Annotated in this window: 13 protein-coding genes; 2 read left to right on the top strand and 11 right to left on the bottom strand. The window is 68.4% G+C overall.

The genetic code is table 11. From position 1 onward, the window contains the following. Positions 1–78: 78 nt before the first annotated feature. The 4 genes from L0C25_RS15650 to L0C25_RS15635 form a co-directional block, all read right to left on the bottom strand. A complete protein-coding gene (locus L0C25_RS15650; protein WP_271632610.1) occupies positions 79–1,155 on the bottom strand; it encodes an adenosine deaminase in 1,077 nt (358 codons plus the stop codon). 5 nt (positions 1,156–1,160) lie between these two features. After that, positions 1,161–1,619 carry a MaoC family dehydratase gene (locus tag L0C25_RS15645; protein ID WP_271632609.1) on the bottom strand — a complete coding sequence of 153 codons (459 nt, stop codon included), beginning with the start codon at positions 1,617–1,619 and terminating at the stop codon, positions 1,161–1,163. Between the two features lie 203 nt (positions 1,620–1,822). Beyond that, positions 1,823–2,815 (bottom strand): TAXI family TRAP transporter solute-binding subunit, encoded by a 993-nt coding sequence (locus tag L0C25_RS15640; RefSeq protein WP_271632608.1) that lies wholly within the window; start codon positions 2,813–2,815, stop codon positions 1,823–1,825. A 32-nt stretch (positions 2,816–2,847) separates the two neighbouring features. After that, the gene (locus L0C25_RS15635) at positions 2,848–5,043 is read right to left on the bottom strand and encodes a TRAP transporter permease (RefSeq protein WP_271632607.1); all 2,196 of its coding nucleotides are present in this window, start codon (positions 5,041–5,043) and stop codon (positions 2,848–2,850) included. Positions 5,044–5,154: 111 nt separating this feature from the next. Here L0C25_RS15635 and L0C25_RS15630 point away from each other — a divergent pair, with 111 nt between their 5' ends. Both L0C25_RS15630 and L0C25_RS15625 read left to right on the top strand, forming a co-directional pair. Further along, positions 5,155–5,820 carry a response regulator transcription factor gene (locus tag L0C25_RS15630; protein ID WP_271632606.1) on the top strand — a complete coding sequence of 222 codons (666 nt, stop codon included), beginning with the start codon at positions 5,155–5,157 and terminating at the stop codon, positions 5,818–5,820. 11 nt (positions 5,821–5,831) lie between these two features. Beyond that, entirely contained in the window at positions 5,832–7,235 is a 1,404-nt protein-coding gene (locus tag L0C25_RS15625) for a sensor histidine kinase (RefSeq protein WP_271632605.1), read from the top strand. Here L0C25_RS15625 and L0C25_RS15620 read toward each other — a convergent pair. The 7 genes from L0C25_RS15620 to L0C25_RS15590 all read right to left on the bottom strand — a co-directional run bounded on the left by L0C25_RS15620 (position 7,168) and on the right by L0C25_RS15590 (position 15,118). Beyond that, positions 7,168–8,208: a TAXI family TRAP transporter solute-binding subunit gene (locus L0C25_RS15620; RefSeq protein ID WP_271632603.1), complete on the bottom strand. Its 1,041-nt coding sequence runs from the start codon at positions 8,206–8,208 to the stop codon at positions 7,168–7,170. The two genes, L0C25_RS15625 and L0C25_RS15620, sit on opposite strands and share 68 nt — an antisense overlap. A 10-nt stretch (positions 8,209–8,218) precedes the next feature. Further along, entirely contained in the window at positions 8,219–9,508 is a 1,290-nt protein-coding gene (locus tag L0C25_RS15615) for a thymidine phosphorylase (protein ID WP_271632602.1), read from the bottom strand. Beyond that, entirely contained in the window at positions 9,505–9,918 is a 414-nt protein-coding gene (locus L0C25_RS15610; protein ID WP_271632601.1) for a cytidine deaminase, read from the bottom strand. The genes L0C25_RS15615 and L0C25_RS15610 overlap by 4 nt, the downstream gene beginning before the upstream one ends. A 1-nt stretch (position 9,919) precedes the next feature. Beyond that, positions 9,920–11,212 carry an ABC transporter permease gene (locus L0C25_RS15605; protein WP_271632600.1) on the bottom strand — a complete coding sequence of 431 codons (1,293 nt, stop codon included), beginning with the start codon at positions 11,210–11,212 and terminating at the stop codon, positions 9,920–9,922. Then, positions 11,209–12,393, bottom strand: a complete 1,185-nt coding sequence (locus L0C25_RS15600) for an ABC transporter permease (protein WP_271632599.1) — start codon at positions 12,391–12,393, stop codon at positions 11,209–11,211. Before L0C25_RS15600 ends, L0C25_RS15605 begins: the two co-directional genes overlap by 4 nt. Next, positions 12,386–13,906 carry an ABC transporter ATP-binding protein gene (locus L0C25_RS15595; RefSeq protein WP_271632598.1) on the bottom strand — a complete coding sequence of 507 codons (1,521 nt, stop codon included), beginning with the start codon at positions 13,904–13,906 and terminating at the stop codon, positions 12,386–12,388. Before L0C25_RS15595 ends, L0C25_RS15600 begins: the two co-directional genes overlap by 8 nt. A gap of 105 nt (positions 13,907–14,011) precedes the next feature. Further along, the gene (locus L0C25_RS15590) at positions 14,012–15,118 is read right to left on the bottom strand and encodes a BMP family lipoprotein (protein ID WP_271632597.1); all 1,107 of its coding nucleotides are present in this window, start codon (positions 15,116–15,118) and stop codon (positions 14,012–14,014) included. Positions 15,119–15,202: the final 84 nt, after the last annotated feature.

The raw sequence follows: 15,202 nt of genomic DNA, 5'->3' as shown, positions 1-15,202 counted from the left end.
CGCCACAGTTTAGACGTACGACAAGCGGTCGGTCGGCCAACTGCCCTGCGTAGTCGGCGCGTTCGCGCAGCGTGGTGGCTAGGTCAACGCAGCGTAGCCGGGCTTGATCACGTCGTTGATGATCCGCAGTCGCTCGTCGAACGGCAGGAACGCACTCTTCATCGCGTTGACCGTGAACCACAACAGGTCCGACGGCCCGTACCCGAAGGCGTCACCGAGGAGCAGCATCTCCCGCGTCATCGACGTGCCGCTCATCAGCCGGTTGTCGGTGTTGACGGTCACCCGGAACCGCAGCTCGGTCAGCGGTCCGATCGGATGGTCTGCGATCGAGGACGCCGCACCGGTCTGGAGGTTCGAGGTCGGGCACATCTCGAGTGGGATCCGGTTGTCACGCACGTACGCCGCGAGCCGACCGAGCCGCGGACCGGCGGGGTCGGCGAGGGCGATGTCGTCGATGATGCGTACGCCGTGGCCCAAGCGGTCGGCGCCGCACCACTGGATCGCCTCCCAGATCGACGGCAGCCCGAAGGCCTCGCCCGCGTGAATCGTGAAGTGCGCGTTCTCCCGCTGCAGGTACTCGAACGCGTCGAGGTGGCGGGTCGGCGGGAAGCCCGCCTCGGCGCCGGCGATGTCGAAGCCGGCGACCCCGGCGTCTCGGTACGCGACGGCGAGCTCGGCGATCTCCCGCGAGCGGGCCTGATGCCGCATCGCCGTCAACAGCTGACGTACGACGATCGGGTGACCGTTCTCGGCGGCCTCGGCCATGCCGCGGTCGAAGCCGCCCTGCACCGCATCGATTGCCTCGGGTGCCGTGAGCCCTTCGGCGAGATGCTGCTCCGGCGCCCACCGCACCTCCGCGTACACGACTCCGTCGGCGGCGAGGTCTTCGACGCACTCGCGCGCCACGCGCTCGAGCTGGTCGGCGCGCTGCATCACGGCGACCGTGTGGTCGAACGTCTCCAGGTAGCGTTCGAGCGATCCCGAGTCGGCCGCGTCGCGGAACCACTGCCCGAGGGACTCCACGTCGTCGGCGGGCAGCGGGTGGCGTACCTCCGTGGCGAGCTCGAGCACGGTCTGCGGGCGCAGTCCGCCGTCGAGGTGGTCGTGCAACAGCGCCTTCGGCGCCGCGCGTACGAGCTTCTCATCCATCGGCATCTCCGTCAGGCCCGGTCGAGCAACAAGACGACGGTCTCCGCGATGCAGGCCGGCTTCTCGGAGCCCTCGAGCTCCACCGTGTACTTCACGACGCACTGCTGGCCGGCGGGTATCTCGCTGACCTGGGCGAGCTCGATCCGCGCGCGGATCCGGGAGCCGACCGGTACCGGCGCCGGAAAACGAACCTTGTTCGTGCCGTAGTTCAGCTTCGCGCCGTCGCCGCCGAACGCGAACACCTCGGACCCGAAGAACGGCACCAACGAGAGGGTCAGGTACCCATGCGCGATCGTCTTCCCGAACGGGCCCGATGCGGCCCGCTCGGGATCGACGTGGATCCATTGATGGTCACCCGTCGCGTCGGCGAACGCGTCGATGCGCTCCTGGGTGATCCGCAGCCAGTCACTGACGCCGAGCTCCTCGCCCGCGGCCGCCGCAACCTCTTCCCTGCCAGTGAGTACGCGCATGCCCCGAACCTATCTCAACGGTGAGGAGAGGGTTCTGGCCCGGTGAGGAGAGACTTCCGGCCCGGCGAGGAGAGACTTCCGGCCCGGCGCCCGGGTCGGGATCCTCTCCTCGGCGGGCACGGATCCTCTCCTCGGCGGGCACGGATCCTCTCCTCGGCGGGCCCGGATCCTCTCCTCAGCGGGTCGGGATCCTCTCCTCAGCGTTACTGGGAGAGCTCGTCGAGGGCGCGCTGCGACCCCGGGTGGACCGGGATCGGTCCCGTGTCGGTCGCGGTCTCGACCTTGATGTCCTTCGCCGACGGGTGTACGTCGACCAGCTCGTCGGTCTCGCTGTACAGCAGGTCGGTCAGACCACACGCGAGGTTGTCGGGCATGTCATTGCGGACCACCAGCACGTTCGGCACCACGATCGAGGGCACGTCCTTGTCGAGCCCATACGTCGCAGCAGGCACCGAGCCCTCCGTGTACACCTCGTTGACCTGCTTCAGCTTCGGCAGCAGCGGCGTGGGATCCACGAACTCCATCTCGTCGCCCATCGACGTGAACAGGTCGGTGAGTGCCGGCGTCGGCAGCCCGCCGGACCATACGAACCCGTCGATGCTGCCGTCCTTCATCCCGTCGATCGTCTGCGTGAGGTCGAGCCGCTGCGCCTTCACGTCGTCGACCTCGAGGCCGGACGCCTCGATCAACCGGTTCGCGATCACCTCGGTGCCCGACTGCGGTGACCCGGTCGAGATCGCCTTGCCCTCGAAGTCGGCGATCGAGTCGATCCCGGCGTCCTTGCGTACGACGACCTGGGTGTAGTTCGGGTAGATGCGGCCGAGCGTCGAGATGTCCTGCGGGCTCCCGAAGTCGCCGTCCCCGTTGATCGCATCGGCCGCCGAGTCCGCGAGCGAGAAGCCGATGTCGTAGTCGCCGGCGACGACCTGCTCGATGTTCTGCACGGACGCGCCGGTCTCGGCCGAGGTTGCCTGCAGATCGGTCTCGTCATTGATCAGCTCGGCGAAACCACCGCCCATGACGAAGTACACGCCCGTCGAGTTCCCGGTCGCGATATTGACCCGTCCGGAACCGGGATCGCAGCTGTCCTCGTCGGCGTCGGACCCGGCGTCGTCGTCATCGCGCTGACCGCCACATGCGCTCAGCGCCATGACCGCTGCCAGACCGAGCGCGGTCATCCGAATCGTTCGCTTCATTGTCGCGTCTCCTTATGCGGGGGTTTTCGGCTTCAGGTTGTTGCTGGATCGGGTTGCGTACGATCGCCGCCGCCCCGCCCGCGTACGGCAAGGTGGTACGCCGCGGCGACGACGAGCAGGGCGACACCGATCGCGATGGAGATCGGCTCGAGGTAGAGCAGCAGCAGGGCGGCCGGCAGGCACAGGACTCGCTCGATGAGGCCGGTCGGTCCGAACATCCAGCCACTCGTCGCCACCGCGAGTGCGCCGACCGCCAACCCACAGGCAACGAACGCCCATCCGATGTCAACGGCGTCACCCCGAGCGAGGAGCAGCCGACCGTTGTCTGTTGCCACGAACGCCAGCGGGGCAAGGAATGCGGGCAATGTGTACTTGCACGCCTGCATCATGGTCGGAATCACCCGGCCGCCGGTGATTGCCGACGACGCGACCGCGGCGAGTGCCGTCGGCGGCGACACCTCCGAAAGCACTGCGTAGTAGAAGATGAACATCGCGACCTCGGGCGACCCGATGCCGAGGCCGATCAGCGCCGGCCCGATGATCACCCAGCTCAGGATGAAGGATGCCGTCACCGGTACGGCGAGGCCGAGGATCAGGATCGCGATGGCCGAGAACAATGCCGTCAGCACGATCATCGCGGAGTCGTTCGGCGCGAGCACCTCGGCCGCGTCGACCAGCATGTCGGCCAGCGTCTGGCCGAGCCCGGTCTTGGCGATGACGGAGGTGATGATCCCGGCGGCGGCGCACACCGCGACGACAGGCAGGCTGGTACGTACTCCCGCGGACAGCGCCGCGTAGAGCCGCGAGACGTACGAGAGCAACGACTGCTTCAGGGGCAGTGGGTCGGCATCCAGGTCCTCGTCCTCGTCGATGCCGCTCACGACGGGTCGGCGGGACAGGACGGCCTCCGCCAGCCCGAACAGGGCCGCGACGCCCGTTGCGTACACGACGGCGCGGAACGGCGGGATGTCGTTGGCGAGGAAGAACACGATCACCCCGAGGCTGATGAAGTGGTACCCGGACCGGAGCAACAGCCGCAGCGGGCTGCCGATCGCCAGCTCGACCCGGCGCGCACCGAACCGCCTGGCGTCGATCTCGACGGCGAGGAAGATGCCGAGGTAGTACAGCAGCGTCGGAATGATCGCCCAGCCGAGCACCGAGAAGTACGAGACCCCGAGGTACTCCGCGATGATGAACGCCGCGGCGCCCATGGTCGGCGGCGAGAGGATCGCACCGATGCCCGACGCGGCGAGCATGCCACCGGCGGACTCGCGTGGATAGCCCGCCCGCTTGAGGATCGGCCACGCGAACGAGCCGAGCGTCACCGCCGTGGCCGTGCCCGAGCCCGAAACCGTACCGAGCAGGAAGCCGGACGTCGCGACCGTACGCCCGGGCGCCGTACCCGACTTGCGAAACAGCGAGAATGCGAACTCCACGAAGAACCGGCCCGCGCCCATCCGGTCGAGCACGGCACCGTAGATCGTGAACAGCACGATGTACGTCGCGGCGACGTCCAGAGGTACGCCGAAGAACCCGCTCGCCTCGTTGTACAGGGCGTTGACGATCTGCTCGATGTCGAGGCCGATATGGGAGATCGACCACTCGATCGGCAGATACCCGCCGTAGTACGCGTAGCAGAAGAACACCACACATACGATCGGCAGCACGAGACCGGTCGTACGCCGGGTCGCCTCCAACACCAGCACCATCAGAATCACGCCGGCGACCACGTCGTACGTGAGCAACGAACCCTGCCGGTCGAGGAATCCCTCGAACCCGCCGAAACCGTTTGCCGTCTCCGGGATGGGCAACACGGGATAGAGCCCGACGACGAGCGCGACGATCGCCAGCACCCAGTCGAGGATGCCCGGATCGTCCTTGCGCGCGGCGAGTGCCACGGCCTCGGCGCCGTCCTTCGGCTTGCGTGACGCCCGCGCGCGGTAGCAGAGGAACACCAGCGGCAGCGTGAGCGCGAGGAAGTACACCAGGTAGTACTGGTTGCCGAGGTCGAGTGGCGAGAACACCTGCCGCAGCACGAAGATCGAGACCAGAAAGCACCACAGGTTGACGAACAGATCCAGGCGCACCGAGAGACGGCGTGCCGGGCGCTCCTCGTCGAACTCGGTGGCCAACGCCGCCGTGTCAACCGGCTTGGCGTCGACGGCCCCGTCGTCGACTCCTTGCGGGTGCCGCTCGGCATCGCCGTCGGTCGCTGTTGGTGCAGGCATGCCGGGTAACGTATTGACGTGACCTGGGTCATAACAACGGGCCGCGGTCAAGTCTTTACAGAGGCTTGACATTCGTCGCCGCCAAGACCGTAGCCGTTAGGCTGGCGCGTCATGCACATCCTGCTGGTCGAGGACGACGACCGGGTGGTCGCGGCGCTGAGGCCCGCGCTGCACCGGGCGAACCTGCGAGTCGACCGCGCCGCCACGGCCGCGGAGGCGCTGGGCCGACTCGAGGGCATCGACCTGATCCTGCTCGACATGGGGCTGCCCGATCAGGACGGCCTGGCGCTCTGCCGCCAGATCCGGATGACCAGTGAGGTCCCGATCATCGCGGTCACGGCCCGCCGTGAGGAGTCGATGGTGGTCGCGGCACTGCGCTCCGGTGTCGACGACTATGTGACGAAGCCGTACCGGCTCGCCGAGCTGGTCGCGCGGATCGACGCCGTCATGCGCCGCTTCGACAAGCATCCCGCGGCGGACGTCGACGAGTTCGGCCGCATCCGCATCGATGCGGGTGCGCGTCGGGCGTACGTCGACGAGCAGCCGATCTCCCTTGCACGTAAGGAGTTCGATCTTCTGCACCTGCTCGTACGAAGTAATGGTGACCTGGTGACGCGCGAGGCGATCATGGAGACGATCTGGGCGACGTCGTGGGTCGGAGCGTCGCGCACGATCGACGTCCACGTCGCCACTCTTCGCGCCAAGCTGGGCGAGCCGACCCTCATCGAGACGGTACGCGGAGCGGGCTACAGGCTCGCCGGCGTACTGGACGCGTAGCAGGCACTGAGATGCGGCGGCGTCTCGTGGTGGTTGCGGGCGTACTGCTCAGCCTGCTGCTGGTCGCCCTGATGGCACCGCTCGTCAGCGCGTACGCGGAGGACCGCACGCAGGACTCGTTCACGGCGCGGCTGACCGACGTGACACGGTTCGCCGTGCTCGCCCAGGAGTCCCTGGAGACTGGCCGGTTCGGACGGCTGACCGCCGACCTGCGCCGTTACGTCGAGGTGTACGGCGGCGAGGTGCTCGTCACCGACGCAAATCGTCAGGTCGTCGCGGCGTCACAGGTGACCATCGACGTCGACGAGGGACGCGTCGCCGACGTACTGGACCGAGCGCTGTCCGGGAGCGGGTCGCCGCAGCCCGAGACGGTGTGGCCGTGGCATGGTCCGTCGTTCGTCGTCGGATCGCCCGTCGGGCGCGACGCGCACGTACTCGGCGCCGTGGTGATGATCGCTCCGACCGACTCGATCCGATCCGCTGTTTCGACACGACTCGCGTGGCTGGCGATCGCCGGACTCGCGGTACTGGCGGTCGCCGCCGGCGGGCTCGTCGGCCCGTTCGTGCGCTGGATCCTGCGTCCGGTAGGCGATCTCGACGTCGCGGCGAGAAGACTCGCACACGGCGACCTCGGCACCCGAGTTCCGTCCACGACCGGTCCACCGGAGCTGCGCCACCTCGCCCGATCGTTCAACCAGATGGCCGACAACGTCGAGACATCGCAACGTCAGCAGCGGGAACTGATCGCCGATGCCTCGCACCAGCTGGGAAATCCGCTCACCGCACTCCGCCTGCGAGTCGAGAACCTGCGGGCGGACCCGAGCGACGGCGACGAGGCGGAGATGGCGATCGAGGAGACCGACCGCCTGAACTCGATCGTCGAGTCGCTACTCGACCTGAGCCAGGTCGGCGCCAGGCAGGTGACGCCGGAGCCGGTCGACGTCGCGGGGCGTACCCGCCACCGTTGTGAGATGTGGGCGCCGGCCATCGACGGTCTCGCTCTGGACGCACCGCGGGAGTGCTTCGCGTACACGACCGCGGACACCGTCGACCTCGTGCTCGACGCGCTGTTGGACAACGCGGCGAAGTTCGCCCCGGACTCCCCCGTTGACGTCGCTGTACGCACGATCGGCGACGAGGTCGTCGTCGCTGTCCGCGATCGCGGCCCCGGGCTGATGCCCGACGACGTGGGGAAGGTCGGTGCGAGGTTCTTCCGCGGCCGCACCCACCAGAACGTCGCGGGCACCGGGCTCGGTCTCGCGATCGTACGTGCCCGCGTCGAGGATGTCGGCGGACGCTTCGACGTCTCGAGCCCGGACGGAGGTGGACTCGAGGTGCAGGTGGCATTCAAACGTCGGGCCGCTGCTCCCGGAAGTACCGCAGCGCCCCCGGGTGCAGGTCGAGCGGACTCGTGAAGATGCCGGCCGCCAGGTTCGGCTGTCCCACACCGGCAGCGCGGGCATCGATCGCGTCCTGTGCCTCGAACATCACCCGCGTCACCGCGTACGCGAGGTCGTCGGGCATGGCAGGGTCGGCGACGATGTAGTTCTTGACGCTCACCGTCTCGGTCGCCGTCGTCAGACGGTACGTCGACGCCGGTATCGGGCCCGCGACGTACTCGGACTCATAGCTGCGGATCATCGCCTCGACCGTCTTCTCCAGGCCGATGAGCCGGATCGGGATGCGTTCGCTCAGCGTCGCGATCGCCTCGTTGGGCAGACCGCTGACGAAGAAGAAGGCGTCCAGCCGGTCGTCGACGAGGGCTTCGGCGTCGTCCTGCAGGTGACGGGTCGAAATCTGGACGGCGTCGAGCGGGACGGCGTTCTCGCGCAGGATGCGAACGGCGACCAGCCGGGTGCCGGAGTCATGGCGGCCGACGCCTACCCGTTTGCCGCGCAGGTCGGCAACCGTCTGGATCGGGGACTCGGCGCGTACGACCAGGTGCACGAAGCTGTCGTACGTACGCGCCACGGCGACGACATCGAGCGGTTCGTCGTACACGCCGCGGCCACGGATCGCATCGGCCGCGGTGTCACCGAGGGTCATCGCGATGTCCGCGCGGGCATCCGCGACGAGGCGGAGGTTCTCGACGGACGCGTCGGTCTGCGAGATCTCGACCTCGACGCCGAGCCGGCTCGCGAGTACGGCGCCGAGCGCGTCGCCGTATCTCGCGAACACGCCACCGGCGTTGCCGGTCGCAAGGGTCAGGGTCGTGTCAGGAAAGGAGTCCCAGTCGTCACCGAAGCAGCCGGTGAGGGGGAGGAGGGCCGCAGCGGCGAGGCCGCGCAGGACAGTACGTCTACTGCACGGTGAGGAGAGAGTTTTGGCCCTGCGAGGAGAGACTTCTGGCCGCGGTCCGCGGCCAGAAGTCTCTCCTCGCAGGGCCAAAACTCTCTCCTCACCGTATGTGGTCGAGGACGATGTCTCCGCGCTGCACGTCCGCCCCCGGCTCGGCGATGTCGTACGCGCCGTCGACCGCTTCCAGGGCGCGGTCGAACCGTTCCGGGGTGTCGGTGTGCAGGGTCAGCAGCGGCTGCCCGGCCGCCACGGCATCACCCGGTTTGGCGTGCAGCTCGACGCCCGCGGCCGCCTGCACGGATTCGCCTGCACGTGCCCGGCCTGCGCCGAGGCGCCAGGCACACACGCCGACGTCGAACGCGTCGAGCCGTGCGAGCACACCGTCGCTCGGCGCCGTAACGACCTGCGTCTCCCGAGCACGGGGCAGTTCCGCGTCCGGGTCGCCGCCCTGCGCCGCGATCATCCGCCGCCACACGTCCATGGCGCGCCCGTCGCGCAGCGCGTCGGCGGGGTCGACGTCGTCGCGGCCGACCGCCGCGAGCATCTCTCGGGCGAGGGCGACGGTCAGCTCGACGACGTCGCCGGGGCCTCCCCCGGCGAGCACCTCGACCGACTCGCGTACCTCGACGGCGTTGCCTGCGGTCATGCCGAGCGGAGTCGCCATGTCGGTGAGCAGTGCGGTCGTACGTACACCCGCATCGGTGCCGAGCGCGACCATCGTCTCGGCCAGCTCGCGCGCGTCGTCGTACGACTTCATGAACGCACCCGAGCCCACCTTGACGTCGAGTACGAGCGAGCCGGTGCCCTCGGCGATCTTCTTGCTCATGATCGAGCTGGCGATCATCGGGATCGACTCCACCGTGCCGGTCACGTCGCGAAGTGCGTACAGCTTCTTGTCCGCCGGTGCGAGGCCGGAGCCGGCCGCGCAGATCACGGCACCGACGTCCTCGAGCTGGGCCAGCATCGCGTCGTTGGACAGGTCGGCCCGCCAGCCGGGGATCGACTCCAGCTTGTCGAGCGTGCCACCGGTGTGACCGAGGCCGCGCCCCGACAGCTGCGGCACCGCAACCCCGTAGGACGCGACCAGGGGCGCGAGGGGCAGCGTGATCTTGTCGCCGACGCCGCCGGTGGAGTGCTTGTCCGCGGTCGGTCGCGAGAGCCCTGCGAAGTCCATCCGCTCGCCCGACGCGATCATCGCGGCCGTCCAGCGAGCGATCTCACGCCGGCCCATGCCGTTGAGCAGGATCGCCATCGCGAGCGCCGACATCTGTTCGTCGGCGACGACGCTTCGGGTGTACGCGTCGACGACCCAGTCGATCTGGTCGTCGCTCAGCTCACCGCGGTCGCGCTTCGCCGCGATGATCGTGACGGCATCGTGCCGCTCGGTCATCGGCCCTCCCTCGACTCGAGATCGTCCGCGCCGAACGCCTGCGGCAGCACGGCATCCATCGTCAGTACGCCGGCCGGCGTGTCGACGAGCAGCTCGGGCCCGCCATGCTCCCACAGCAGCTGCCGGCAGCGGCCGCACGGCATCAGGCGTCGGCCGTCGCCGCCGCAGCAGGTGAACGCGACGAGCCGCCCGCCGCCGCCGACCGCCAGATCCGAGACCAACCCACACTCCGCGCAGAGCGTGACACCGTACGCGGCGTTCTCGACGTTGCAGCCGACGACCACGCGACCGTCGTCGACGAGTGCGGCGGCTCCAACGGGGAACTGCGAGTACGGCGCGTACGCCCGCGTCATCGCCTCCGCCGCGGCCGACCGCAAGGCCGGCCAGTCGATGTCATCGCGAGTGGTCATGTCAGGACTTAACGTACGGTTCTCCGTCGGCCGCGGGCGGAATGGCCCGGCCGACGAACCCGGCGACGACGATGATCGTCGCGAGGTACGGCGTCATCGCGAGCAGCTCGGTCGGCAGCTTCGCGAGGATCTGCAGCTGGGTCTGCAGCTGCGAGACGAAGCCGAAGAACAGCGCCGCGAGCGCCGCACCGACCGGATGCCAGCGGCCCATGATGAGCGCCGCGAGCGCGATGAAGCCGGTGCCAGCGGACACGTCCTTGTCGAACGCACCCGTCGAGCCGACGGTGTAGAACGCACCGCCCAACCCGGCGAAGATGCCGCCGACCAGTACCGCCTGCCACCGCCTGCCGCGCACCTTGATGCCGACCGTGTCGGCCGCGGTCGGGTGCTCGCCGACCGCGCGTACGCGCAGGCCCCAACGGGTCTGGAACAGCAGGAACCAGGCGACCGGCACGCTGAGGTACATGATGTAGACGAGCCAGTTCTGGGCGAACAGCGCCGCGCCGACGACCGGCAGCTCCGACAGACCGGGGATCTCCCACGTCGCAAGGATCGGCGGGCTGTTCAGCAGCTCCACCTGGTCGCTGGGGATCTGGTCGAGCAAGAACCCGGTGATGCCGGTCGCGAAGACGACGAGCACGACTCCGAGTACGACCTGGTTCACCAGGTAGCGGATGGCGAACAGCGCGAGCAGGGCCCCGATCGCGATCCCGGCACCGATGCCGCCGACCAGGCCCATCCAGGCGCTGTACGCGAGCGAGGCCGAGACGGACGCGAAGAACGCGCCGGCGAGGAACTGCGCCTCGATCCCGACATTGATCACACCGGCGCGCTCGCACATCGCGCCGCACAGCGCGCCGAGCACGAGCGGCGTTGCGTACTGGACCGTGCCCTCGAGCGGGTTCGTCATCGGCAGCGGGCTCGGGGTGTCCTGGCCGGAGTACGCCCAGGCGCAGAAGCCGACGATGAACGCGACGCCGACCAGCGCCATCAGTGCCCCGAACAGGGCACCCCGGCGCGCCAGTTTCGCCGCGAACAACACCAGACCCACGATCGCGATGATCGTGCAGTACATCACGAGCCGCTTGCCGTCGGTGGACACCGAGATCTCGTCGGTGTCCGACGATGTCGGCTGCAGCAGGAAGGTGAAGTCTCCGCTCTCGGTCTTCCACCACATCAACAGCAACAGCGCCGTCGCGATCGCCAGGATCGTCGTGATGCGCCGGGTACGACTTCGTTCGGCCGGGCTCACCGGCGCCTCGGCGGGCTCCGCGACGGTCTGATCGACGCTCATGCGTTCCACCCCTTCGCCAGCACGGCGCCGCCGCCCTCGGCGGCGCGTACGCGGAACACGGATCGTACGAGCGCGGGCGCCGCGACGAACAGCACGATCATCGCCTGCAGGACGGTCGTCAGGTCGAGTGGCGTACCCGTCGATGCCTGCATCTGCCGCCCGCCCGTGCTGAGGGCCCCGAACAGGACCGCCGCCAATACCGTGCCGCTCGGAGTCGCGCGCCCGAGCAGGGACACCGTGATCGCGTCGAAGCCGAGTGAGCCGGCGATGCCGTCCGTCAGCGGGTCGTCGTGACCGAGCACCTGCTGCGTGCCCGCCAGACCGGCGAGCAGACCGGCGATCACCATGGCCAACGTGTACGCCCGCGCGACGCTCATCCCGGCCGTACGCGACGCGGCCGGGTTGGCACCGACGGCGCGCATCTCGAAGCCGAGAGTGGATCGCGACAGCAGCCACCACACACCGACGGCCGCGAGCAGCGCGACGAACACGCCCGAGTGCACGCCGAGGAAGTCGGGGAAGGACGCGGAGCCGTCGACGACCGGGCTCTTGGGGTTGTTCGAACCGGGAACCTGGAAGTCGTTCAGCGTCAGCAGCCAGCGCAGGATCGCGAGGGCCACGTAGTTGAGCATGATCGTGACGATCACCTCGTGCGCACCGGTCTGCGACTTGAGCACACCCACGATGCCGCCCCAGATCGCGCCACCGAGCAGACCGGCGAACAGCGCGACGATCAGGTGCAGCACGGGCGGGAGGTCCCAGGTGAAGCCGACGTACGCGGCGCAGATCGAGCCGGAGATGATCTGGCCCTGGGCACCGATGTTGAACAGGCCGACCCGGAACGCGAGCGTGACGCCGAGGCCCGCGCACGCCAGCGGGGCCGCGCGTTCGAGCGTCGACGCGATCGCATTGCCCGAGCCGAACGAGCCGTCCAGCAGCGCCCAGTAGGAGTCGACGATGGCCTCGCCGGCCGCCGAGATCGTGTCCCACGGGTACGAGAAGAAGTAGTCCAGCGACGAGATGACCTCGTCGCTGCTGACGACGATGAGCACGGCCCCGACGACGAGCGCGAGGACGATCGAGAGGAACGTCAGCCAGACCGTGGGGATCCACTCGCTGACGACGGACGGCCGCGCTTGCTGCTTCGGCCGCGACGGCTCGGCGGTCTCTTGCTCAGACATGTCGAGCACCCTCCGGTGTCACTCCGGCCATCAGCAGGCCGAGCTCCTCGCGTGGCGTGTCGGGCGGCACGATCCCCGCGACCCGGCCGCCGTACATCACCGCGACCCGGTCGGACAGGCCGACGATCTCGTCCAGCTCCGTGGAGACGATGAGCACGGCCGTGCCGTTCTCCCGCTCGGCCATGATGCGCTTGTGCACGAACTCGATGGACCCGACATCCAGTCCCCGGGTCGGCTGCGACGCGACGAGCAGCCGCAGCGGCCGGGACAGCTCGCGGGCGAGCACGACCTTCTGCTGGTTGCCGCCGGACAGCGAGCCCACGTGCTCCGTCGAACCCTGGGTACGGATGTCGAACTCGGCGATCCGGTGGTCGGCGTTCTCGTAGATCTTGTCCCATCGCAGCTGGAGACCGGCCGAGAACTCGTCGTGCCGGTAGAGGTCGAGAACGAGGTTCTCCGCGACCGTGAACGACTCGACGAACCCGTCGTGCTTGCGGTCCTCGGGCACGAACCCGATGCCCGCGCGCAGGCTTCTCGCCGGGCCGTACCCGCCGATATCGGTGCCGGACAGCGCGACCGTGCCCGTCGCGGGCTCGGTGAGTCCGAGCAGCGCCGCGACGAACTCGGTCTGCCCGTTGCCCTGCACGCCGGCGAGACCGAGCACCTCCCCCGCGCGTACGTCGAGCGAGACGTGGTCGACGGCGGTATGGCCGCGCTCGTCGATGATGGTCAGGTCGCGCACCTCGAGCACCGGGTCGCCGATGTCGACGGAGGCGGACCGGTCGACGGTCAGGCTCACCTCGCGGCCGACCATCAGCTCGGCGAGCTCGGACTCCGACGCCGACGGCTCGGCGGTCGCCACGACCTTGCCGCGCCGGATCACCGTGATGCGATCGGCGATCGCGCGGACCTCCCTGAGCTTGTGGGTGATGAACACGATCGACGTGCCGCTGTCGCGTAGCTGGCGCATGATCGTGAACAGCTCGTCGGTCTCCTGCGGAGTGAGTACGGCGGTCGGCTCGTCGAGGATCAACACCTCGGCGTCCTTGATCAGCGCCTTCAGGATCTCGACCCGCTGCTGCACGCCGACCGACACGTCCGCGACCTTGGCATCGGGGTCGACGCTCAACCCGTACCGCTCGGACAGGTCGCCGACGAGCACCGCGGCCTTGCGACGGCTGAGTACGCCCGGCAGGCCGGTCTGCTCGTGGCCGAGCATGATGTTCTCGGCGACCGTGAACACGGGGACGAGCATGAAGTGCTGGTGCACCATGCCGATGCCCGCGTCGATGGCATCGCCGGGGCTGCGGATTGTGAGCGGCTCCCCGTCGGCGAGGATCTCGCCCTCGTCGGGTTCGAGCAGCCCGTAGAGCATGTTCATCAGCGTCGACTTGCCCGCGCCGTTCTCGCCGAGCAGGCAGTGGATCTCACCGGGCTCGACGCTCAGGTCGATGTGGTCGTTCGCCGTGAGCGACCCGAACCGCTTGGTCAGGCCGCGTATCTCGAGTTGCACCTTTGCGCTCCTACTCAGTGTCCTGAGTCAGGTTCTCCGCTAGGACACTAAACGACCGCCACGGAAGAGGCAGCACCCTGCTACCCCTTCCGCGGCGGAACGGTACTACTTCGGCGACGACGGAGAGGTGATCTCGATCTTGCCGCTGATGATGTCTTCCTTGACCTGCTCGAGCTGGTCCTTCAGGTCCTGGTCGATGTCGCCCTCGAGGTCGGACCCGAGGGTGAGATCGGTGCCGTCGTTCTCCAGCGTGCCGACGTACGTCTTGTTGTCGAACTCGTCGTGGACCGAGTCGGCGATCGCGTCCGTCACCGCAACGTCCATACCCTTGACGACGCTACCCAGCAGCACGTCGCAGTACTCCTCGGCGCTGACGCAGCCATCGGTGTCGACCCAGATCGCCTTGACGTCGCCGCCGGAGTCCTTCGCGGCCTGGAGTCCGCCGAGGCCAGCGGGTCCCGCGACCGGGAAGATCACGTCGGCGCCCTGCGCGATCAGCGACTGCGCGGAGTTCTGACCCTTCGACTTGTTCTCGAAGTCCTGGGTGAACGTGCCCTTCTGCGACTCTTCGTCCCAGCCGAGCACCTTCACGTCGGTGTCGTTCTGCTCGTTGTAGTACTGCACGCCTTCCCAGTACCCGTCCATGAAGATCGTGACGGTCGGAATCTCGATGCCGCCGAACGTACCGACGCTGCCGGTCTCGGTCGAGCCCGCCGCGAGGTAGCCGGCCAGGAAGCTGGACTGCGCGGTGTCGAACGCGAGGCCGCGGACGTTCGGGAGCGGCTTCTCGGGCACGCTGTCGACGATCGCGTAGTCGATCTTCGGGTTCTGCTTCGCCGATGCATCAGTCGCCGCGGCGAGCTTGAAGCCGACCGTGACGATGGCGTTGCAGTCCTCGCCGACCATCGCCTTCAGGTTGTCGGGGTAGTCGCTGTCGGTCTGCGACTCGAGCTCGGCCTTCTCGATGCCGAGCTGGTCGACCGCATCGGTGAGACCCTTGTACGACGTCTGGTTGAACGACTTGTCGTCGAACCCTCCGGAGTCGGAGACCATGCACGCCTTGAAGTCGGGGTTGCTCTCGGTCGGCTCGCTGCTCTCGCTCGCCTGGTCGCTCGACCCGTTGTCGTTGTCGTCGTCGGGTCGGTCGCCGCATCCTGCGAGCACAAGAACCGAGATTGCGGCGAGAGCCGCGATTCGTCCCGTCGTCTTCACCGGGCCTCCTAGAGAGATTTCGTGGGCAGCGAGCGCTGCGCGCACCGCAGTCTAGTCATCCTGCCGGTCTCGAATGCCGGAACG

It is taken from the genome of Solicola gregarius, assembly GCF_025790165.1.
Classification (GTDB): Bacteria; Actinomycetota; Actinomycetes; order Propionibacteriales; family Nocardioidaceae; genus Solicola; species Solicola gregarius.
This window is presented reverse-complemented; position numbering and strand designations above follow the sequence as displayed.